Here is a 20,866-nt window from a genome sequence, read left to right as displayed (position 1 = left end):
CTGCGCCTTGGCCGCCCGACGCTGGGCGCCGGGCTTCCCGGCCGCGCCACCCTTGTCGCGGACCCCGATCGCTACCCCTCCGCAGGCGGCCTTGCCGTCGTGCGCGACGGGGACGCGCTGCGCGTGCTGTCCGTCATTGCCGACCGGCATGGCCGGATGCTGGGCTATTCGGAAAGCCCCGATCTGGAAGTGGCGCTGGACTCGCTCGCCCCCACCGATGTGGCAGCCGTGCTCTCGGCGGTGTTCGAGTAACCGCGCTTCCCCAGCGCCTTGCGGAACGGCGCGTCATCGCCATCCGCCTGCGGGTCTGCGGACATGTCCAGAAGATCGCGCAGCAGCGCCGTCACGTCCACGTTGTCGAACCCGCCAAGCCGTCCTTCGGGCGCGATGGAGGGGCCTGCCGCAACGAACAGCGCGGCCATTTCGGGCGCGGCGTTGTCATAGCCGTGCGTGCCCCCGGTCACCGGCTTTTCCGGCCGCGCGGCCATGATCATCCAGCCCACGTCCGCCAGACAGAACCATGGCGCCACGCGCGGGTTCGCGCCATATTTCAGCCGCGCCGGGATCTGTTCGCGCGGCCAGCACCGCATGTGATCATGCTGCCCCTCCAGCGCACGGGCCAGCGCCTGCGCATTGCCCTCGGTCGGGTAGAGCGAGGCGAACGGCCCCATCTCCACCGCGCGGTAGAGCGAAGGGTCGGCGATAGCGTCCAGCGCCACCACGCGATCGCCGGAAATCGCCGCCATGCCGTGGTCGGCAACGATCACAAGGTTCGCCTTGCGCCCCAGCGCCTTGAGCCCGGAAACGAGCGCGCCGATGCTGCGGTCCACTTGCGCGATCGCGGCGGTGGTGCGCGCATCGTCAGGGCCATGGCGGTGGCCGGCAGTATCCACCGTATCGAAATAGAGCGTGACGAAGCGCGGGCGGATCGCTTCGGGCCGGCGCATCCAGTCCAGCACCGTCTCCACCCGCTGCGCCGCGCTGACCTCGCCATCGAAATGCTGCCAGTCCTGCGGGCGCGTGCCGCCGTCGCTCTGCGGAAAGGGCTTGTCGCTATAGCTGCCGCCCCAGGCGACGCCGGACCCCGGCCAGAACATCGCGGCGGTGCGGATGCCCGCGCGCTCGGCTGCGACCCAGATCGGCTCGGCCTCGCCCCACCAGAACGGATCGGCGCTGGCCATGGTGAACACCTCGCCGGGGCGGCGCGGGTCCTCGAAGCGGTTGGCGACGATGCCGTTGCGATCAGGCACTTTGCCGGTCGCGATCGCCCAGTGATTGGGGAAGGTCTTGCTGGGGAACGACGGCCGCATCGCCGCACTGATCCCGCGCGCGGCCAGTGCCGACAGGTTGGGCGTGACCCCGCGATCGAGGTAATCGGCGCGGAACCCGTCGATCGAAACGAGGATGGTGACAGGAGGCCCGGCATCTCTGGCATGAACTGGCCTGGCATGGACCGGAAGCGGGGCGGCAAGGGTTGAGAGAACGAGGGCAATCAGCGCAAAAAATCTGTACATGTCCGCGCTTTAGGTCCGCAATGATGACAGCACCATTGCAAAAGCCGCTTGTCCCGCAATCAGGCCGCGCCCTTCAGAACTCTCCGTTGAGCGAAATCGGCGTGGTCAGGTCTGCGCGGGCAAGGTTGCCGGTGGCGCCATAGGTATAGGCCCGGTTGCCGGTGGCGCGTTTGGCTTCGCTGGAGATCGCGCCCATCAGGTCGGCGGACAGTTCGATGTGCCGTTCCAGCAGCGCGGCGTTGACCATCGATGCGGCGCGCAGTTCGCCCAGCGCCTGCGTGAAGCTTTCGCGGGTGGCGGCATCCAGCTGCGCGGTCCAGCCCGGTTCCTGCCGCCCCGCGCGGGCAAGGCGTTCCTCCAGCGTGCCGACGAGCCGCGCCTTGGCCGAAGCCAGCTCTGCCAGATCCAGCGCGCGGGTGCCGCCTTCCAGTGCCCGCGTTTCCTCACGCATGATCGACGAGAGCGAGGTCATCACTTCGATGATGCCGCCGGCGCCGGTGGTGTCGGTTTCATTCGCCATCGGACGTGCCACCCTGCAGGCGGATGATCTGCGCTTCTACCGCCGATGCGATGCCCAGACCCTTTCCCGATGCGATGGAATTGCCGATCTGCTCTGCCAGAATGCCGCGGAACATCTCTTCGCCGTGGCCGCCGGAGAAGGCATCGTCCTGCTCCACGCTTTCCATCATGATCTTGGTGACCTGCCCTGCGAAGACGCCCTCGAACTGGCGCGCCACCGCTGCCGGGCTGCGGTCCTGCTGGATGATCCGAGCCTGATTGGGATAGGCCTGCGTGGGATAGGTATTTACGGGATCGCTCATCCTACTGCACCGCTATTTCGGCCTGCAGCGCGCCCGCCGTCTTGAGCGCCTGCAGGATGGTGATGAGATCGCGCGGGCTGACGCCCAGCGCATTGAGGCCGCCCACCAGCGTCTGGAGCGAGGTGCCGCTGGTCAGCATCGCCAGCGCAGCGCCGTTGCCGTCGTTCGCCTCGATCCGGGTGCGCGGCAGCACCGCCGTCTGCCCGCCGGAGAACGGCGCGGGTTGCGAGGCCACCGGCGTTTCGGTGACGCTGATCGTCAGCCCGCCTTGCGCGATGGCCACCGGGCTGACGCGCACGTCGGCGCCCATGACCACGGTGCCCGCCGCTTCGTTGATGACGATCCGCGCGGGCTGGTCCACCGCGACGGTCAGGTTTTCCACCTGCGTCACAAGGTCGATCAGCGATCCGCTGCCATAAGGGCGCAGCTCCACCGTGCCGGGATCGAGCACTTCGGCAGAGCCGGGAGCCTGCCGGTTGATGGTCTGCGCGATCTGGCGCGCGGTGGTGAAATCGGGGTTCTTGAGCGCCAGCTTGAGCGATCGGGCATTGCGCAGGTCATAAGGCACCTCGCGCTCGATGATGGCGCCCCCGGCGATGCGCGCGGTGGTCATCACGCCCCGGCTGAGCTTCGCCCCCGCCCCTTGCGCCTTGAAGCCGGACACCGCCACCGGCCCTTGCGCCACGGCATAGATCTCCCCGTCCAGCGCGCGCAGCGAGGAGACGAGCAGGATGCCGCCCTGCAGGCTGCTGGCATCGCCCAGCGCCGAGACCTGCACGTCCACCGTCGATCCGGCGCGCGCGAAAGGCGGCATCGTGGCGGTGACGGTGACGGCGGCGACGTTCTGAGTCAGCATCTGGGTGCCGCGAATGTTCACGCCCATGCGCTCCAGCATCGCCTGCAGCGTCTCTTCGGTAAAGGGCACGTTGCGGATGCGGTCGCCGGTGCCCTGCAGGCCGACGACAAGGCCGTAGCCGACCAGCTGGTTGGTCCGCACGTTCTCGACATCGACGATGTCCTTGATGCGCGGCTGCGGTCCTGCCCACGCCGCAGAGGGCGCGATCGACGGCGCAAGCAGGCCGAAAAGCACAAGAAGGAACGACAGCCGGGGCATCGCCTGCATTATAGGATGAAGTTTCGAAGGGCGGGCGAGAGGAACATCATTTCCCCGCCTTCTTCGCCAGCTTCAGGACATAGCCGATGATCTGGGCCACCGCCTGATAGTGTTCGATCGGGATCGGGTGGTCGATCTCCACCGCCGCGAAAAGCGCGCGGGCCAGCGGCGGGTTCTCGATAATCGGCACGCCCGCCTCGGCCGCCACTTCGCGGATGCGCAGGGCCACCGCATCGACGCCCTTGGCGACCACGGTGGGGGCCGCCGTAACCCCGTGATCGTACTTGAGCGCGACGGCATAGTGCATGGGGTTGGTCACGATCACGCTGGCGGTCGGCACCGCCGCCATCATCCGCTTGCGCGATCGCTGCATCTGGATCTGGCGGATCTTCGCCTTGATCTTGGGGTCGCCCTCGCTCTGCTTGTGTTCGTCCTTCACTTCCTGAAGGGTCATGCGCATGCGCTGCAGGAAGCTGCGGCGCTGCCACAGGAAATCGAACAGCGCGAGGGCCGCCACCAGCATCGCCACCGCCCGCAGCGCCTCGAACGCCAGGCCGCCCGCCGCCGCGCCGATCGCGCCGGGAGAACGGCCGACCAGCGCGTCCACCCCATGCAGGCGCGGTGCCAGCACCATCCACACGACAAGGCCGATGGCGCTCATCTTGGCCAGCGTCTTGGCGAATTCCACCAGCGCGCGGGTGCCGAACAGGCGGGCAAAGCCGCTGGCGGGGGACAGCTTGGACCACTTGGGGCTGAGGCGTGACCAGCTCATCACCGCGCGGCCCTGCAGGAAGATCGTGCTGATCGCGGCGACCATCAGCACCGCGAAGACCGGCAGCAGCGACACCAAGGTATGCCACGCGACCCCGGTGGCCAGCCCCTGCGCGCCATCGGGATCGAGGCGGAAATCCTCGGCATCGCCCCATAGCCGCGTCAGCATGGTGCCCAGGCTTTCGATCGCCGACAGGCCCAGCCAGCCCGTCACCGCCAGCGCGCCCGCCATCATCGTGGCGTGGCGAACCTCGGGCGCGATGGCCACTTCGCCGCGCTTGCGGGCGTCCTCCAGCTTTTTCTGTGTCGGCTCGTGAGTGCGCTGGTCCTTGTCGGGGGCGTCGTCTGCCATGTCAGAGGGTCCACCCGCTCTGCATGAACGTGGTCATGGCGTCCGCGAAGGCGGTCAGCATCGCGCCCAGCGTCATCGCCAGCACCGACAGGCCCAGCAAGAGGTTCGCGGGCTGCATGATGAAGAACACCTGTATCGAGGGCGCCACCCGCGCCGCCAGCCCCTGCCCCAGATTGAACAGCATCCCGTAAAGGATCAGCGGCGCGCAAAGGCTGAGACCCAGCGCCGTCGCCTGCCCCATGACCGAAACGGCAAGGTGCGCGAAGTCGGCCGCGGGGGGCATCCCGCCCACCGGAAAGCTGGCGTAGGACTTGAAGATGGAAGCGATCCACAAGTGATGGACCCCGCTGGACAGGCACACCACGATCGCCGCCACGCCGATGAAGCGCGACAGCAGCGGCACTTGCCCGCCCATCGCCGCATCGGCCACCAGCGCGGAGGACAGGCCCACCTGCTGCGATGCCAGCGCGCCTGCGATCGCGGCGGCGCTGAACAGGATGCGCACGATCATGCCCAGCGCCAGCCCCACCATCACCTCGCCGATCACCAGCAGCGGCATCGACAGGCCCGATGTGAGAGCGGGCGCAACGTGCGGAGCAAGCATCCCGTACATGCCGAAAGTGAAGGCCAGCGCCATCAGCAGGCGGATCTGCATCGGCATGCCATCGTCGGAGAACGCGGGCAGCAGCATGATCACGCTGCCCACGCGGCACAGCAGCAGCAGGAAGGCCGCCGTATCGATCGGCAGGCGCAGCAGGGTGGCAAGGTCGATGGCGTCCATCGCTGCGCCCCCGTCAGTGCGCGACGATGGCGTCGGCCACGCGGTCCATGAAGTTGCCCAGCGCATGGCCGATCATCGGCAGGCTGAGCAGCATGACCAGCCCCAGCACCAGCAGTTTGGGCACGAACGTCAGCGTCATTTCCTGCACTTGCGTCAGCGCCTGCAGCAGGCCGATGAGCACGCCCACGATCAGCGCGGCGATCAGCATCGGCCCGCAGATGGTCAGCATCAGCACCAGCGCGGCGCGGGCCAGTTCGATGGCGGCTTCAGGCGTCATGGGATCACCACAGCGCCCGCTAGATCTGCATCTTCATGATGTCGGAATAGGCCGAGACCACCCGGTCGCGCACGGCCACCACGGTATCGAGCGCGGTTTCGGCCGCGCCGATGGCGGTGACCACGTCGATCAGATCGCCCTTGCCGCCGATCTGCTTGATGCTTTGCGTTTCGGCGTTGCGCAGCGCGTCGCCGGTCTGCGACACCATGCCCTCCACCATCGCGCCGAAGCCGCCGCCGGGGGACAGGCCACCGGAGGGCGCGAGGCCGCCGCTTTGCGAGCCGACCTTCTGGCCCGTATCCGACAGCGGGTTGGTCGTGCGCATCGCGCGGGCGTAGGCGGAAATCCCGTCGAGGGAGCCGATCGACATGGCTGGCCTTCCCCGCTCTTACTTCAGCAGGTCGACGGTGCGCATGGTCATGCCGCGCGCCGCTTCGATGGCGTTGAGGTTGGCTTCGTAGGACCGCTGCGCCGCCTTCATGTCGGCAGCCTCGATCAGCGGGTTTACATTGGGTTGTTCGACATACCCCTGCGCGTCGGCGACGGGGTTGCCGGGTTGGTAGATGCGACCGAAGGCACTCTTGTCCGCTTCGATGGACTTCACGGTAACCTGCGTGGCGCCGCTGTTGCGGTCTACCTCGCTTGCGAAAGTGGCGACGCGGCGACGATAGGGGTCGCCGTCGGCGGTGGTGGCGATGGAGTCCGAATTGGCGAGGTTTTCGGCGATGACGCGCATCCGCAGCGCCTGCGCACGCAGGCCCGATGCCGAAACGTCGATCGAATTGCCCAGTTCCGCCACGTTGGCCCCCAAACTGCCCCAGTACGCCCTTACCACCACCTTATAGGCAACTTTTTCCTAGTGGCGCACTACTCCTATAAACTTTTCCCCTATAAAGCTGCGGAAGAAAGGAGACGCGCGGTGTCCGTCCTCGAAGGCATTCCCATCGACCTGCAGATCGTGCTGGGTTCCACCAGCATCCCGATCCGTCAGGTGCTGAAGATGAGTCGCGGCGCGATGATCCCGCTCGACTGCGGGCAGGACGATCCCACGCGCCTCTACGTCAACGATCGTCTGGTGGCCGAAGGGCGCATTCTGGTGAACGGGGAACAGATGTCTCTGGAAATCACCCGCGTGGTCCAGACAGAGCGCTGAAAGGTGGACCTTTTCTCGCTTGTGCGCATGTTAGGTGCGCTTATGGTCGTGTTGGGTGCGCTTGTGTGCCTGTTGTGGGCGGTCAGGCGATACGACCTGACAGTGCCGCGCAAGTGGCTGGAAAAGCTGGGAAATACCGGACAGGACAAGCGTTTGCAGGTGGTAGAGCGGCTTGCCGTGGACCAGCGCCGCTCGCTTGTCCTGCTGCGCCGCGACGATACCGAATACAGCGTCCTGATCGGCCCGGAAGGGGTCACCGTACTGGACAGCGCAGCGGCCCCGAAGGCAGCGGCTAATCCCGATAAAGACGTTGAAACTCAAACAGTTACGGAAGAGGAAGCGGTCCCCGCGATGTCCTTCGCGGATCGCATTCCGGTGCTGCCCGAAGTCTGGTTTTCGGAAGGCCAGAAGGCGGAACTGCACTGATGATGCCCCTTTTCACCCCTTCCCGTTTCCCTCGGGAAACCATGCTCAAACCCCTTTTGACCGTTCTGGCGATCTTGCTGGCCGCGTTTCTGGCCCTTGCCCTGCCCGCAGCGGCGATGGCGCAAAGCGCGGATGCGGCCGGCGCAGCGGGAGCGGCGGGCGCTCTGGCCGGCGGCGGCACGATGTCGGGCCGGGTACTGCAGCTGGTCATGATCCTGACGGTGCTCAGCCTTGCGCCGGGCATCCTGATGACGATCACCTCGTTCACCCGTATCGTCGTTGCCCTTTCGCTGCTGCGGTCGGGCATGGGCGTTCAGGGCGTGCCGCCCAACCCGATCGTCATTTCGCTGGCGCTGTTCCTCAGCTTCTTCGTCATGGCGCCCACGTTCGACGCGGCATGGAAGCAGGGGATGGAGCCCTACAACGCGGGCCAGATCAACGAAACGGAGGCGCTGTCGCGCGCCAGCAAGCCGTTCCACGCCTTCATGCTGAAGCAGGTGCGCGACGATGACGTGAAGCTGTTCGTCAGCCTCTCGGGCAAAGTCCCGAAGAGCCGCGCGGAACTGCCGATGACCACGCTGATGCCCGCGTTCATGATTTCCGAACTGCGCCGCGCCTTCGAAATCGGCTTCCTGCTGCTGCTGCCGTTTCTGGTGATCGACCTTGCCGTGGCCGCGGTGCTGATGGCGATGGGCATGATGATGCTGCCGCCGGCCACGATATCGCTGCCGATGAAGATCATCTTCTTCGTGCTGGTCGATGGCTGGGCGCTGGTGGCAGGATCGCTGGTGAAGAGTTTCGGCTAGCGGGAAAGCCGCCTTACCCGCCGCACTCCCTTACTCCGGAGACGCCTTCGTCACTGCCACGGAGCGCACCGCGCCCTTGCCGTAGACGTCCGCAGCCGCATCCATCACCACCCGGCGAAAGGCATCGAGCCCCGGCAGCATCCCGTCAGGCCCGGCGGCCAGCGGCGCGCGGTAAGTGCGAAGGTTCACAGCGTTCATCAGCAGCGGCAGCTTTGCCGCCACGTCATCGGTCGTGCCCTGCGGCACTTCCAGCTGGATTTCGAACGTCTCGTATCCCGAAAGATGCCCGTCGGCCATGACCAGCGGGGCCAGCACTTCCACCGGCGGCACGAACTCGGTCGGCCCGCTGCCCGGCTTCTTCGCATGGCCCGTCAACAGCTGCGGCGCGAATTGGATCACGCCCCAGGCCCCCGCGCCGCCCACGCCAAGGCCCGCCACCGTGGCCAGCAGGCCCATCACGATACGCTTGATCATGCCGCGCCCTTTCCGGTCAGAACTTGAAGCTGGCGTCATGCGGCAGCGCGCCCGCCTCTGCCATGACGACGATGGTGATGCGCCGGTTTTCCGGGCGATCGGGCTGGTCGGGATAGACCGGCTCGGTCCCCGCCTTGCCCACCACTTCGGCAAAGCGGTCCGCCGGCAGCCCCGCCGCCACCAGCGCGGCGCGCGCGGCAAGGGCGCGTTCGGCGGACAGCCGCCAGTTCGCGTCGCTGTCTCCGCCCGCGCTGTCGGTATGCCCTTCGATGGCGATGCGCGCATCCACGCCCGCCAGCTGGCGCGCCGCCCGCGTCAGCAACCCGCGCGCAAAGTCGTTGAGCTGCGCGGTGCTGCCCTTGAACATCGAACGCTGCGCATTGTCGACAAGGTGGATGCGCATCCCTTCGCGGCTTGGCCGCACGTCCACGTTGGCGCGGCCCTGCGCGTCCATCGGCGGTTGCAGCGCAACCTGCATTTCCTGCGCCATGACCCGCAGCGATGCTTCGGGAACTTCGGCCGTGCCGCCGCGCGCGGCGCCCACCGTCCCGGCCTCGGACGCGGGCTGGCCTTCGGGTTCCTGCTTGTCCGACTGGTTGTTGCGGCCGTGCCCGCCCGACCCCGGCTGCATCCCCGGATCCTTGGTCAGCGTGGTGGCAGGGTTCTGCTTTTCCGAGTCCGCCGAGAAATATTCGGCCAGCCCCTTCAGCTGCACTTCGTCCGGGTTCGCCAGCAGCCACAGCAGCATGAAAAAGGCCATCATCGCGGTCACGAAGTCGGCATAGGCCACCTTCCACGCGCCGCCGTGATGGCCGCCGCCGACCACCTTCTTGACCTTGCGGATGACGATGGGGCGCTTTTCGTTGCCCTTGCCCCCGTTACCTTTCGTGGCCATCGTCTAACGCGCCTTACGCCGGAGCGGCATTGAGCTTTTCCTTCACCGCCTCCAGCGCGACTTCCAGTTCCTGGAAGCTGGGCGCATAGTTCGACGGCGTCATGCGGCGGGCCAGTTCGATCGCGATCTCGGTCGGCTGCTCCTGCGCGTGGCCGACGATCGCGGTCTTCACCAGCGTATAGGGCTTGAAATCGGCATCGATGATCTGCTGCAGCTTCTGCGCGATCGGACCGACAAGGCAGTACGCCAGAAGCACGCCCAGGAACGTGCCCACCAGCGCGCCGCCGATCATCGCGCCCAGGATCTCGGTGGGCTGATCGATCGAACTCATCGTCTTGATCACGCCCAGAACGGCCGCGACGATGCCGATCGCGGGCAGGCCGTCAGCCATCATCTGGATCGCGTGCTGGGGGCCAAGCTCTTCATGATGGTGGCGTTCCATGTCGCCCTCCATCGCTTCGGCCAGCTGGTGCGGGTCTTCGAAGTTCACGGTCATCATGCGCAGGTAGTCGCAGATGAATTCGATCAGTTCGTGGTCCGCCAGAAGGCGCGGATAGGGGGAAAACAGCGCGCTTTCCTCGGGCCGGTCAAGATGCGGCTCGATGGCGTTGGCGCCGCCCTTGCGGAAGGTGGCCAGCAGCGAGAACAGCAGCGCCAGCAGGTCGCGATAGTCGGCTTCCTTCCAGCGCTCGCCCTTGAACACGCGTGCGATGCCCTTGCCCGCCTTCTTCAGCGTGGTCATCGAATTGCCCAGCACGAAGGCGCCGATCGCCGCGCCGCCGATCGCCATCAGTTCGTGCGGCAGGGCGTGGAAGATCACCCCCATGCTGCCGCCCGACATCAGGAAGCTGCCGAAGACGCACACCAGGATGACGACGAGGCCGACGATATTGAGCATGGAAATTCCGCAAGAATGCGCCCCGCAATGCTCGGGGCCTTTGCTGACTTATAGGACGGCCTGCCCCCGAACGGTGGGCGCTGCGCAATTTTCAGGGGACGCGACCGGAGCACGGCGCGGCGTCCTATATGACTGGGGCACCCCGATTGCTCCCGGAGCCCAGATGTCCGTCAACGCCTACGTCCGCGCCCGCAAGGTGGCAGAGACGCCCCGCAGCACCGAATTCCGGCTGATGACCGAAATCACCGCGCAGATGATCGCCGCGCGCGACGCCGGGCTTTCGGGGGTGCAGCTGGCCCCCGCGCTTCACCGCAACCGCGAAGTCTGGGGCGCCTTCCGCGCGCTCTGCATCGATCCCGCCAATGCCCTGCCCGAACAGCTGCGCGCCGGGATCGTCTCGCTCAGCCTGTGGGTGGACAAGTTCACCTCGCAGGTCATCACCGGGCGCGAAAGCGTGGAGGAACTGATCACCGTCAACCGCACCGTGATGGCCGGTCTGGCGAACGAGAACGGCGCGGTTCCCGCCAGTTGAACAGGAACGGCTGATCGGGCCTTTTTTGGGGCCTCAGTGCGCGGCGACCATCGCCTCGCGGTATTCGGCCATGAGAGCGAAGCGCGGATCGGCCACGGCAAGATCGCCCATCGTCTTGGCCGCCCGCTTGGCAACCTGGCGCATACGTTCGCGGGCGGTCTCGTCATCGCCATGATCAAGCGCGGCCGTTTCGAACAGGCGGCCTTCGACGACCTGGCGGTTGTGCTGCAGGCGCTGCTCCAGTTCGCTGATTTCGCCGGTGTCGAGCACCGCATGGCGCGGGGAAACGGCCCCGGCGGCACGCTCTGCGCGGGTCAGCTTGCGGGGCTGGGCGCGGCGGCGGATGCGGTCGAGCCCGGAATTGCGCATGTGTTCGACATAGCTGTCAGTCAGCGCGCTCATCGCCGAATGGGCCAGATAGTCGCTTGCCCCCGCCTCGGTACGGCCCAGAGCCTCCTCGTCGGCGATGGCAGCCAGGATCGACAGGCCCTCCCCGTCCTCTCCCCCCGCGATCGCGTCAAGCGATACGGTGGTCGCCTCGACCTTGCGGGCAGAGGGGCGCTGGTCGGTCATCAGGCGAAAGCGCAGGCTCTGCAGTTCGCCGCGGATCTGCCAGTTCACGAACGTGGTGAACTGCGCCTTTTCCGGCTCATAAGCCTGAATCGCGCGATGAACGGCGATCGCGCAGCACTGCTCCGCATCGTCCCAGTGGCCGACAAGTCCGTACTGACGGATGAAATGGCGGATGCGCGGCGCGATCAGCTTGAGGATGCGGGCAAAGGCGCGGTCCACCTCGGCCCGCTGCCGCCGGGTCTGCGCGGTGCCTTCGGACGGCGTATTGGCGCTGACCGCGGCAACCGCAGCCTCAAGCGCGACAGTGATCTTGGACATGGCGAACCCCGATGGCACGCGAAGCCCCTTGCGCCGCGTCCATAGGTCCGGAATCTATTCCTATATTTCTGGAACCATCAATCCTATACGAGAGTTATCCACTGATGCGGCAAAATTTGCCGCACAGATGGAGCGATTTTCCTACCTTTTGTCGTCTCGCACTCGCTTCAAGGCTGTCGAAACCCGAAATAGGCCACACCACCCGATATAGGATCAGGCAAATCTTTCCGGCCTTACATGCGTGCCGACATAGTCCATCAGCCATGAACGGTGCGCCGCAACCGCACTTCCCGCCTGGGCGATACGCCGTTCCGCCGCCGCCGAGCCCACTTGCGCGCCCAGCAGCTTGCGCGCGCGGTCGGGCGAAAGGCCACCGGCAAGGAAGCGCTTCGCATCGCCAAGTCCAAGGTGGTGGCCCAGATAGGCCGCCTGCGCCACTTCGGTGGTGCCCGCGCCGATCGTCGCGCCCGAGCGGCGCAGCGCCGCCACGTTCGCGCTGGCATAATCGGCCACCGCCTCGATAGAGGCACGCGGATCATAGCGCAGCGCCAGCAATGCGCCCCGGTTTTCGGCCTTCACCTGCCCGCGCGCGTCAAGCCAGCCATTGCCCTGGGCAGCGGCGTTGAGCCAGGTTCCGGCGCGTTCCGCCTCGCCCTCCCACGTCCCGCTCAGGAACTGGCCAAGGCCCGCCGCGCTTGAACGCGGGTTGCGCGAATAGGGTTGCCAGGCGCCGCCCGAACCCCTGGCCGCCTCTGCATCGACGATCGCCGCCAGCGCCGAGGCGGGAAGGCCCGTCCGCTCCGCCGCCGCGTCCAGCATCCCGGCATAGCGCGCGTTCGGACCATCGCCCATCGCCGCCACGGCCTCTCCGCTGCCGATAGCCGCAGGTGCCCCGGCCTGCGGTACGGCGGCGGCATCCAGCGCTGCGCGCGATTGGGGATCAAGGATCGCCAGCAAGCGGTCGAGCCCGATAGGGTCGCTCTGGCTTATGGAATTCCGGCCTGTCACGGCCGCCGCCGGACCGCCATCCCTCACTTCCGCCTCGTCCGCCGAACCCAGCGCCGCGCGCCACAGCCGGCCGGACATCTCCGAACGCGCGGTATCATAGATCAGCCGCGCCTTCTGCGACGCCGAGAGGCCGGAAGCTGGCAGGCTCCCGGCAGACAGGTCGGAAGAGGCGGCCTTGTCGATCATCGCGCGCGCAGGGTCCGCAGGAAGGCGGCGGCGCTGATATCGTCCGTGGCCGATTGTTCGGCGGCGGCCGCGCTGCGCAGGGCCTCGGCGCGGTAATCGTCGGCGGCGTTCTCGATCCCGCGCAGCACGCCATAGGCGTCCACGGCGACATCGCGCAGCGCGTTCAGGCGCGCCTGCATTTGCGCCTCGCGCGCGGACAGCGCCTGCCGTTCGCCGCGCATGCGCTGCTGCCAGCCCGGCGAGACAAGCGTGATGTCGGCAGCGGCAAGGTCAGCTTCCCGCACCAGCGCGGCGGCCACGCGGGCGCGTTGCTGCTCCACCGCGCCCAGCGCGCCTGCTTCTGCGCGGATGGCGCTGCTCACTTCGTCCAGTTCACGCTGCCGCACGCGCAGCGCGGCGTCATAGGGCGTTTTCATAAGTTCCCTCCAGGATCGACGAGAGCGCCGCGAAATCTTCTGCCGCAAAACTGCGGGTGCGCCTGTCCTGCTTCAGCAGCCCCTCGATACGGGGCGCAAGCGCGACGGCGCGGTCCACTTCGGCGCTGGCCCCCGCGCGATAGGCGCCAAGGCGCACCATCTCCTCCATGTCCTTCCACGTCGCCAGTTCCGCGCGCGCGGCAAGGCGCGTCGCGTTGTCGGCAGGGTCCAGGCAATGGGGCAATGTGCGCGAGACAGAGCGCAGCACGTCGATCGCCGGATAGCGGCCCCGCTCCGCGATCTGGCGGGTGATGACGACGTGGCCGTCAAGAATGCCGCGCACCGCATCGGCCACCGGCTCGTTATGGTCATCGCCATCGACCAGGACGGTGAACAGCCCGGTGATCGCCCCCTGCCCCGCAGTGCCCGGCCCGGCGCGCTCCAGCAGGCGGGGCAATTCGGCGAAGACGGTGGGGGTATAGCCCTTGGTCGCGGGCGGTTCACCTGCCGCCAGACCGATCTCGCGCTGGGCCATGGCAAAGCGGGTGACAGAATCCATCAGGCACAGCACATCCAGCCCCGCGTCGCGGAAATGCTCGGCAACGGCCAGCGTGGTCCAGGCTGCCTGACGGCGCAGCAGCGCGGGTTCGTCCGAAGTGGCGACCACCACGACGCTGCGCGCCAGCCCCTCTTCGCCAAGATCGTCCTGAATGAATTCCTGCACTTCGCGGCCACGTTCACCGATCAGGCCGATGACCGCGACATCGCATTCGGTCCAGCGCGCCAGCATCGAGAGCAGCGTGGACTTGCCCACGCCCGATCCGGCGAAAAGACCAAGGCGCTGCCCCCGGCACAGCGGTGCGAACAGGTCCAGCGCGCGCACCCCCGTATCGATCCGGGCACCCACGCGGGTGCGGGCCGAGGCGGGCGGCGGGGCGGCCTTGATCCGGCGCTGTTCGCGCCCCTGCGGCAGCGGCCCCTTGCCGTCTACCGGGCGCCCCAGACCGTCCACCACCCGGCCCAGCCAGCCCGAGGACACCCGCAGGCCCAGCTGTCCGGCAGACAAGTCCGCGCGCGATCCCGAGGCGATCCCCTCCGGCTCGTTGAAGGGCATGCAATGGGCGATGCCGTGGTCCAGGCCCACGACTTCGGCCTCGATCGGACCGGCGGGCGCCTGCAGCGTGACGCGCGATCCGATCCGCGCGGCCCCGGCAAGGCCGTCCACCTCGATCAGCGCCCCGCGCACCGCCACCACCCGGCCATAACGCTGGTCAGGCGCAAGCATACGCAGGCCGGATGCGGCAGCGGCCAGCGGCATGGGCTATTCCGGCGCCGTTTCGGCAGCGGCCGCGCGGGCCAGCGCTTCAGCCTCATAGGCGATCAGCCAGCGGCATTCGGCCAGCGCCTGGTAGAACTGGCCGACCGACACCTTGTTGGCAAAAGCGACGCAGACCGCCTTCGCCTCTGGTGCCTGCAGCGCACCCAGCAGGACTTCCAGCCTTTCCAGCAGGGCCTGCTGATGGCGGGCAAGGTCGGCCGGGTCGATATAGGCCATCATGCACGCAAAATAGAGCTGTTTGGCCGGCGAAGTCGCATCCTGCGGCTTCATCACGTCGCGTCCGCGCAGGATCGTGGCGTCGTTTTCCAGCACCAGATCGGTGCGGCCGACCGCGCGCAGAACCGCGCCGTTCACGATCACCGGCTCGCCGTTGCGAAGCGAAATTCGAAGCGTCATGTGCAGGAATGCCCCTTTGAGACCGTCATTATAGGAGGGCGGATAGGCGCTCCGGTGCAGGGAGGCAATTTTTGCCGGGTCACGCGGCAGGTTCGCGCGGAAACATGCCCCGGAAAGGAATTTATCCTGCCCCCAACCGCCCGGCTGCCGATCATCCTACAATGCCTGTGTCCGGTGCGTGGGTGCGCCGCCCGGAGATGCCAATTTCGCCGCAGGACGGCACAGGAGACATGTAATGAGCCTCTATTCCGCCCTTTATGCCGGCGTTTCGGGCCTCAGCGCGCAGTCGAGCGCGATGGCCACCGTCGCGGACAACATCACCAACGTGAACACCGTGGGCTACAAGGGCACGTCGGCGCAGTTCGAATCCCTGGTCAACGGCGGCTCGATGTCCAGCTATTCGGCGGGCGGCGTTTCGGCCACGGCCAAGTCTCTGATTTCCAAGCAGGGTCTGCTGCAGGCCAGTTCCAGCCTGACCGACATCGCGATCGACGGCGCGGGCTTCTTCGTCGTGCGTTCCACCGCCGACGCCAGCGGCGCCACCGCCTTCACCCGTTCGGGGTCGTTCACCACCGACAGCTCGGGTTACTTGCGCAACACCTCGGGCTATTACCTGATGGGCTGGCCGCTCGACACTTCGGGCAACTATGCCAACAACGGCGCGATTTCCTCGCTCGAACCGATCCGCCCGACCGCGCTGACCGGCGCCGCAGCGCCGACGACCTCGATCGAACTGCGCGCGAACCTTGATTCCACCTCGGAAGCGGTCACCGGCTATACGGCGGGCGACATGTCGAGCAAAGCAGTGAACCCGCAGTTCTCCCGCTCGGTAGAGATCTACGACGCACAGGGCACCGCGCATACGCTGACCTTCAACTTCGTGAAGACCGGCCCTAACCAGTGGGCCGCAGAAATCACCGGCGACCCGGCCGACATCACCGCCGTCAACGGCCAGGCCATCGACCCCAGCGGCATGATTGCCAGCACCACCGTCAGCTTCAACGCCGACGGCAGCCTCAACCTGGGCGATCCCGCGCAGCCCTTGTTCGACAACCTGCAGCTGGAATATGCCAACGGCGCGGCCGCGATGCCGATCAGCCTCGACCTTGGCAGCAACGCCGGGCTTGACGGGCTGACCCAGTTCGGCAGCACATCTGCCCTGCTGTCCTCGACCGTGGACGGCGGCATGCTGGGCACGGTCGCTTCGGTGAAGATCTCCGATACCGGCGTCGTCAGCGCTGTGTTCGACGATGGCACCTCGCGCGCGATCTACCAGCTGCCGATCGCCACCTTCCAGAACCCGGACGGCCTTACCCGCATCGGTGGGAATGCCTATATCGTGTCGGAAGATTCGGGCAATTTCGCGCTGAACGAGCCGGGCACGGTGGGCGGCGGCAAGATTTCCGCCAGCATGCTGGAAGCATCGAACGTCGATCTCGCGTCCGAATTCTCGAACATGATCCTGTTCCAGCGCGCCTACAGCGCATCGTCCAAGATCATCACCACGGTGGACGACATGCTGCAGGAAGTCAGCAACCTGAAGCGCTGACCACGCCCTTGCGAAGCGGCTGATCCGTGTCCCTCAACTCCATCCTCAGTTCCGCCATATCGGGGCTCTCCGCCTCGCAGGCGGGGATGCAGACGGTCTCGAACAACATCGCGAACGTCGGCACCGTGGGCTATGCGCGCCAGAAGGTGGCGCAAAGCGCGTCGGTGGCGGCCGGATCGGTCAACGGCGTGGTCGTGGGCGAGCCTTCGCGCGTGGCCGACAAGTTCCTGGAGAACGCGGTCTACCAGCGCGCCGGCACCGCCGGACGGGCAGAAGCAGCCGCCAACTACCTTGACCGGCTGCAGTCGCTGCTGGGATCGCCCAGTTCGCAAAGCGGGCTGGCGTCGCGGCTTTCGGCGATCACCAGTTCGATATCGCAAGTCACCGGCCTGCAGGGTTCTGCCGAATCCATCGCGCTGTTCACCGGCAACGTGGACGACACGATAGACACGCTGCAGGGCCTGCAGTCGGACGTCACCAACTTGCGCGCCGATGTGGAAAGCGAAGTCTCCGATACGGTCGACCGGGTGAACGTGCTGCTGCAGAAGATCCATGGCCTCAACGCCGATGTATCGCGCCTGCAGGGCCTTGGCCTCAGCACCTCCGGCCCGGCGGACGAGCGGATGAGCGCGCTGGAAGAGCTGAGCGGGCTGGTCGAAGTCAGCGTGCGCGAACAGCCCGATGGGCGCGTCACCATCGACACCGCATCGGGGCAGGTGCTGCTGGACAAGCGGCTGCGCCAGCTGAGCTATGCCGATCAGGGCGTGATCGGCGCGCAGACCAGCTATTCCGCCATCGACATCCGCTTTGCCGGCGATGACGGCACGATGCAGGCATCGACCGGGGAAACGATCGCCTCCACCGCGGTCGGCGGCAAGCTTGGGGGCCTTCTCGACATGCGCGACCGGGTGCTGCCGGGCTTCTCCGAACAGCTGGGGCAGTTGTTCACCGGCCTTGCCCAGACGCTGAACGCGGTGTCGAACGCGGGCACCACCCTGCCTGCGCCGCAGACGCTGACGGGCCAGGCGAACGGCCTTGTCGGCAGCGACCGGCTTGGCTTTACCGGCAAGGCGACGTTCGCGGTGGTGTCGAGCGAGGGGACCATGGTGGCCAAGACCACCGTGGATTTCGACGCCCTGCCTGCTGGAGCCACCGTTGACGCCGCGATCGCGGCCATCAACGCCGGGCTTTCTCCTGCGGCCAGTGCCAGCTTCACCGATGGCGTGCTGTCGATCAGCGCCGCCTCCAGCGCCAACGGCGTGGCCATCGCGCAGGACGCCGATGCGCCGAGCGAGCGCGCGGGGGTTGGGTTCTCGCAGTTCTTCGGGCTTAACAACATCGTGCGTTCGGGCAGCAGCGCGCTGACCCCTTCGGGCTTTGTGGCCAGCGATCCGACCGGCTTCACGGCGGGCGAGACGAGCCAGCTGGTGCTGCGCGATTCCACCGGAAAGATCCTCGCCGATCAGACCCTTACCGCTGCCGATGGGGACACCTGGGGCACCGTGATCGACCAGCTTAACGGCGGCGATCTGGCGAAGTACGGCAGCTTTGCGCTGGACGATACCGGCCGCGTCGCCTTCACGCCCAAAGTCGGCAATGCGGGCGCGACGATCGAAGTGCCGGTGGACAGCACAAGTCGCTATGGCACCGGGCTGACCTTCTCGGCGCTTTCAGGCCTCACCGGCGTGGCAAGCGGGCTGAATACCGCGCAAGTCTCTGCCGACATGCTCAACGATACCGCGCGCGTGCCGCTGGCCCGGTTGCAGGCCGATGTGGCGGTGGGCGAAAAGGCGATCGGCGCGGGCGATATCCGCAATGCCACCGCCTTCGTCGATGCGCTGGCCGGGACGGCGGACTTCGGCAAGGACGGCAAGAGCACGATCGCGGCCTTCGCCAACCGCCTGCTCGGCAACGTCGGCGCCCAGGCATCGCTGGCGCAGACCACTTACGACGATGCCTCTGCCCGCCTCAGCGATGCGGCGACGCGGCGCGATTCCTATTCCGGCGTCAACATCGATGAGGAACTCGCGCAGATGGTCGTCCTGCAGAACAGCTACTCGGCCGCCGCGCGGGTGATGACCACCGCCTCGCAGATGTACGACGCCCTTCTCGACATGGTGTGATCCGATGACCCGCGTTGCCACCGTTCCGCTTCAGCAGACCCTTTCCAGCGCCATCCAGCGTTCGCAGCAGAGCCTTGCCAACAGCCAGCTGCAACTGGCGACGGAAAAGAAGGTGAACGATTACGCCGGGCTGGGCCTCGATGCGGTGCGCACGCTTTCGGCCAAGTCGATGCTGGCCACGCAGCAGAGCTACAAGACCAACATCGGCCGCGTCTCCACCACGCTGTCGCTCTATCAGGCGAACATCGAGGCGGTCGACAGTTCGATGACCAGCCTGCGCAACGAACTGTTCAGCGCGGTCGGCACCGGCAATTCCCCCGGCCTGCAGGACATCATCGAAGACGCCTTCGGCGACTTGCGCAATGCGCTGAACGCGAAGGAAGCAGGCGTGCCGCTTTTCGCCGGATCGCAGACCGCCAGCACGCCCTTCGCGCCGACTTCGCTGGACGATCTGGCGAACTACGATGCCGCCAGCGCCTTCACCAACGACGCCGTGCGCCTTTCCACGCGCGCGGGCGACGGGCTGGACGTACAGTACGGCATCGGCGCCAGCGACATCGGCAGCGGGCTGATCCCCGCATTCCAGGCCCTTGCCGCCGCTGGCCCCTTTGGCGATACGCTGACCGAAGAACAGACGCAGGCGATCAACGACGCGCTCGATCTGCTGGACACCGGCATCACGCAAGTCCAGTCCGCCAACGCTCGCAACGGCCGGATGCAGGCCAAGGTGGAAACGCTGAGCACCCGCGCGGATGACCGGGTGACGCTGCTGACCGAAGTGATCGGATCGGTGGAAGATGCCGATCTGGGGCAGGTGGCCATTGATATCTCGCAGCGCCAGACGATCCTTGAGGCCAGCTATTCGGTGTTCTCGCAGCTCAATTCCATGTCGCTGGTGAACTTCCTCGACTGATCGTCACACGAAGGCTTACTTCTTCCCCGCTTCCAGCAGATCCGCGAAATCTCCCGCCGGGCTGGCCGAGGGGATCGCCGCCATCGCCTGCGCCAGCTTGCCCGGATCGACCGCCCCGGCAGTCCCCGTCAGCATCTCGAACACCGGCGCGGAAGGCAGGCCCCTGAACGCCGCCGCATAGCGCGCGTGAAGCCCGGAAAGCGCGTCCTCGTGCCCCAGCATCGCTTGCGAGATCGCATGGCGCAGCACTTGTGCCTGCGCCACCGCGTCAAGGGTGCGGGCCTTGGGCAAGGCGGGCGCGGAAAGCGTGGCATAGCGCGCCCAGTCACGCCGCTGCCACAGGATTTCGGCCTGCAGCGCCGAAGTTCCGGGCAAATCCTGCAGCACGGCCAAAGCCTCGTCAGCGCGGCCCACTTGCGTCAGCGCGGCCGCCTCCACCCGCTTGCGGTCGGCGATCATCGTATCGGGCAGGCCCGGATCGTCGGTTTCGCGCAAGGTGCGCAAGGCGCGCTCGGGCCGTCCGGCAAGGATGTAGAGCCCCGCCACCCGCGCCGAAAGCGGCCCGCGCGCAAGGTCGCCCGCGCGCTGCATCAGCTGATAGGAAAGCAGGTCCGCCGCGCGCTCGTAAAGCCCGGCCTGCTGCAGCCGCGCGGCAAGGCGGCTTGCCAGAAGATCGCCTGCAGCGCCGTTCGGGGCCAGATCGCGATAGTCCCAGTAAAGCCCCGCCGCCTTGTCCAGCGGCAGCTTGCGCGCAGGGTCCAGCGCGGCGGCCAGCTTGGCGCGCAGGCCCGGCAGGAAATCCGGGCCAAAATCGGCAACATTGTGAAAGCGCACCAGCGCAGCCCCGGCGGACAGCGTGCCCGCAAGATCGCCGCGCCCGTCGGCAAGGCGATAGGACAGGCGCAGCGCCCGTTCCTCTATCGCGTCCCCGCGCCAGGCATAGCGGATCGCGTCCAGTTCCTTCAGTGCCGCCTCGGGACCGATCGCCTTGCGCGCCACATCGCCTTCCAGCTTGCTGAGGCGCGCATCCATGCGTTCCACCGGGTTGCCGGACTGTACCACGCGGGCAAAGCGCAGGCGCGCCGGGTCCACCCGGCCCAGCGCCTGCTCCGCACGGGCGCGCAGAAGGTTGGCGGCGGGATCACGGTCAGGCAGCCAGGATAGCCAGTGCAGCGCCCTGGCGGGCGCGCCGCCCTCCACACCCGCGCGCGCGGCGGCCAGCACGAACGCC

25 protein-coding genes and 1 pseudogene are annotated in these 20,866 nt (G+C 67.1%); 8 read left to right on the top strand and 18 right to left on the bottom strand.

Going from position 1 to position 20,866, the window contains the following annotated elements; all coding sequences use genetic code 11:
- Positions 1–252, top strand: a pseudogene (locus A8V01_RS22255) (XRE family transcriptional regulator); the annotation flags it as partial.
- Here the strand turns inward: A8V01_RS22255 and A8V01_RS22250 are convergent.
- From A8V01_RS22250 to flgC, 9 genes are all read right to left on the bottom strand, one after another.
- Entirely contained in the window at positions 165–1,514 is a 1,350-nt protein-coding gene (locus tag A8V01_RS22250) for an alkaline phosphatase family protein (protein WP_103098461.1), read from the bottom strand. The pseudogene A8V01_RS22255 and the gene A8V01_RS22250 sit on opposite strands and share 88 nt — an antisense overlap.
- A gap of 73 nt (positions 1,515–1,587) precedes the next feature.
- On the bottom strand, positions 1,588–2,034 hold the full coding sequence (locus A8V01_RS22245; RefSeq protein WP_103098460.1) for a flagellar biosynthesis protein FlgN: 447 nt from the start codon (positions 2,032–2,034) through the stop codon (positions 1,588–1,590).
- On the bottom strand, positions 2,024–2,335 hold the full coding sequence (locus A8V01_RS22240) for a rod-binding protein (RefSeq protein WP_103098459.1): 312 nt from the start codon (positions 2,333–2,335) through the stop codon (positions 2,024–2,026). The genes A8V01_RS22245 and A8V01_RS22240 overlap by 11 nt, the downstream gene beginning before the upstream one ends.
- A gap of 1 nt (position 2,336) precedes the next feature.
- The gene (locus A8V01_RS22235; RefSeq protein WP_103098465.1) at positions 2,337–3,449 is read right to left on the bottom strand and encodes a flagellar basal body P-ring protein FlgI; all 1,113 of its coding nucleotides are present in this window, start codon (positions 3,447–3,449) and stop codon (positions 2,337–2,339) included.
- Positions 3,450–3,495: 46 nt separating this feature from the next.
- The gene (flhB, locus tag A8V01_RS22230; RefSeq protein ID WP_103098458.1) at positions 3,496–4,572 is read right to left on the bottom strand and encodes a flagellar biosynthesis protein FlhB; all 1,077 of its coding nucleotides are present in this window, start codon (positions 4,570–4,572) and stop codon (positions 3,496–3,498) included.
- Between the two features lies 1 nt (position 4,573).
- Positions 4,574–5,353: a flagellar biosynthetic protein FliR gene (locus A8V01_RS22225; RefSeq protein WP_103098457.1), complete on the bottom strand. Its 780-nt coding sequence runs from the start codon at positions 5,351–5,353 to the stop codon at positions 4,574–4,576.
- 13 nt (positions 5,354–5,366) lie between these two features.
- Positions 5,367–5,630: a flagellar biosynthetic protein FliQ gene (locus tag A8V01_RS22220; protein ID WP_103098456.1), complete on the bottom strand. Its 264-nt coding sequence runs from the start codon at positions 5,628–5,630 to the stop codon at positions 5,367–5,369.
- Between the two features lie 19 nt (positions 5,631–5,649).
- Positions 5,650–6,000: a flagellar hook-basal body complex protein FliE gene (fliE, locus tag A8V01_RS22215; RefSeq protein ID WP_103098455.1), complete on the bottom strand. Its 351-nt coding sequence runs from the start codon at positions 5,998–6,000 to the stop codon at positions 5,650–5,652.
- Between the two features lie 18 nt (positions 6,001–6,018).
- Positions 6,019–6,429: a flagellar basal body rod protein FlgC gene (gene flgC / locus A8V01_RS22210; protein WP_103098464.1), complete on the bottom strand. Its 411-nt coding sequence runs from the start codon at positions 6,427–6,429 to the stop codon at positions 6,019–6,021.
- 120 nt (positions 6,430–6,549) lie between these two features.
- Here flgC and A8V01_RS22205 point away from each other — a divergent pair, with 120 nt between their 5' ends.
- Genes A8V01_RS22205 through fliP form a run of 3 tightly spaced genes read left to right on the top strand, consistent with a single transcriptional unit; the run spans position 6,550 to position 8,015 of the window.
- The gene (locus A8V01_RS22205) at positions 6,550–6,783 is read left to right on the top strand and encodes a FliM/FliN family flagellar motor switch protein (RefSeq protein ID WP_103098454.1); all 234 of its coding nucleotides are present in this window, start codon (positions 6,550–6,552) and stop codon (positions 6,781–6,783) included.
- A gap of 3 nt (positions 6,784–6,786) precedes the next feature.
- Complete coding sequence (locus tag A8V01_RS22200) at positions 6,787–7,209, top strand: FliO/MopB family protein (protein WP_211295113.1); 423 nt, start codon at positions 6,787–6,789, stop codon at positions 7,207–7,209.
- A gap of 41 nt (positions 7,210–7,250) precedes the next feature.
- Positions 7,251–8,015 carry a flagellar type III secretion system pore protein FliP gene (fliP, locus tag A8V01_RS22195; protein ID WP_103098462.1) on the top strand — a complete coding sequence of 255 codons (765 nt, stop codon included), beginning with the start codon at positions 7,251–7,253 and terminating at the stop codon, positions 8,013–8,015.
- Positions 8,016–8,045: 30 nt separating this feature from the next.
- Here fliP and A8V01_RS22190 read toward each other — a convergent pair whose 3' ends face one another.
- Genes A8V01_RS22190 through motA form a run of 3 tightly spaced genes read right to left on the bottom strand, consistent with a single transcriptional unit; the run spans position 8,046 to position 10,282 of the window.
- Complete coding sequence (locus A8V01_RS22190; protein WP_103098453.1) at positions 8,046–8,489, bottom strand: hypothetical protein; 444 nt, start codon at positions 8,487–8,489, stop codon at positions 8,046–8,048.
- Between the two features lie 16 nt (positions 8,490–8,505).
- Positions 8,506–9,384 (bottom strand): flagellar motor protein MotB, encoded by an 879-nt coding sequence (locus A8V01_RS22185; protein ID WP_103098452.1) that lies wholly within the window; start codon positions 9,382–9,384, stop codon positions 8,506–8,508.
- Between the two features lie 13 nt (positions 9,385–9,397).
- Positions 9,398–10,282, bottom strand: coding sequence for a flagellar motor stator protein MotA (gene motA / locus A8V01_RS22180; RefSeq protein WP_103098451.1), 885 nt, complete (start codon positions 10,280–10,282; stop codon positions 9,398–9,400).
- 163 nt (positions 10,283–10,445) lie between these two features.
- On the opposite strand from motA, the gene flaF reads away from it, so the two are divergent.
- Positions 10,446–10,814 carry a flagellar biosynthesis regulator FlaF gene (gene flaF, locus A8V01_RS22175; RefSeq protein WP_103098450.1) on the top strand — a complete coding sequence of 123 codons (369 nt, stop codon included), beginning with the start codon at positions 10,446–10,448 and terminating at the stop codon, positions 10,812–10,814.
- 33 nt (positions 10,815–10,847) lie between these two features.
- Here flaF and A8V01_RS22170 read toward each other — a convergent pair whose 3' ends face one another.
- The 5 genes from A8V01_RS22170 to A8V01_RS22150 all read right to left on the bottom strand — a co-directional run bounded on the left by A8V01_RS22170 (position 10,848) and on the right by A8V01_RS22150 (position 15,050).
- Positions 10,848–11,705 (bottom strand): RNA polymerase subunit sigma-70, encoded by an 858-nt coding sequence (locus A8V01_RS22170; protein WP_103098449.1) that lies wholly within the window; start codon positions 11,703–11,705, stop codon positions 10,848–10,850.
- A gap of 213 nt (positions 11,706–11,918) precedes the next feature.
- Positions 11,919–12,899 carry a peptidoglycan-binding protein gene (locus tag A8V01_RS22165; protein ID WP_103098448.1) on the bottom strand — a complete coding sequence of 327 codons (981 nt, stop codon included), beginning with the start codon at positions 12,897–12,899 and terminating at the stop codon, positions 11,919–11,921.
- Positions 12,896–13,315, bottom strand: a complete 420-nt coding sequence (locus tag A8V01_RS22160; protein WP_103098447.1) for a hypothetical protein — start codon at positions 13,313–13,315, stop codon at positions 12,896–12,898. Before A8V01_RS22160 ends, A8V01_RS22165 begins: the two co-directional genes overlap by 4 nt.
- On the bottom strand, positions 13,299–14,633 hold the full coding sequence (gene fliI / locus A8V01_RS22155; protein ID WP_103098446.1) for a flagellar protein export ATPase FliI: 1,335 nt from the start codon (positions 14,631–14,633) through the stop codon (positions 13,299–13,301). Before fliI ends, A8V01_RS22160 begins: the two co-directional genes overlap by 17 nt.
- A gap of 3 nt (positions 14,634–14,636) precedes the next feature.
- Complete coding sequence (locus tag A8V01_RS22150; protein ID WP_103098445.1) at positions 14,637–15,050, bottom strand: flagellar biosynthesis repressor FlbT; 414 nt, start codon at positions 15,048–15,050, stop codon at positions 14,637–14,639.
- A gap of 235 nt (positions 15,051–15,285) precedes the next feature.
- Between A8V01_RS22150 and flgE the strand changes: the two genes are divergently transcribed.
- The 3 genes from flgE to A8V01_RS22135 are packed head-to-tail and all read left to right on the top strand — an operon-like array spanning position 15,286 to position 19,635.
- On the top strand, positions 15,286–16,599 hold the full coding sequence (gene flgE / locus A8V01_RS22145; protein ID WP_103098444.1) for a flagellar hook protein FlgE: 1,314 nt from the start codon (positions 15,286–15,288) through the stop codon (positions 16,597–16,599).
- A gap of 26 nt (positions 16,600–16,625) precedes the next feature.
- Positions 16,626–18,722: a flagellar hook-associated protein FlgK gene (gene flgK, locus A8V01_RS22140; protein WP_103098443.1), complete on the top strand. Its 2,097-nt coding sequence runs from the start codon at positions 16,626–16,628 to the stop codon at positions 18,720–18,722.
- Between the two features lie 4 nt (positions 18,723–18,726).
- Positions 18,727–19,635: a flagellin gene (locus A8V01_RS22135; protein WP_103098442.1), complete on the top strand. Its 909-nt coding sequence runs from the start codon at positions 18,727–18,729 to the stop codon at positions 19,633–19,635.
- Positions 19,636–19,650: 15 nt separating this feature from the next.
- Here A8V01_RS22135 and A8V01_RS22130 read toward each other — a convergent pair.
- The coding region (locus tag A8V01_RS22130) for a hypothetical protein (RefSeq protein WP_103098441.1) at positions 19,651–20,866 on the bottom strand (1,216 nt) is incomplete at its 5' end.

The sequence above is a fragment of the Novosphingobium guangzhouense genome (assembly GCF_002896965.1).
GTDB lineage: Bacteria > Pseudomonadota > Alphaproteobacteria > Sphingomonadales > Sphingomonadaceae > Novosphingobium > Novosphingobium guangzhouense.
This window is presented reverse-complemented; position numbering and strand designations above follow the sequence as displayed.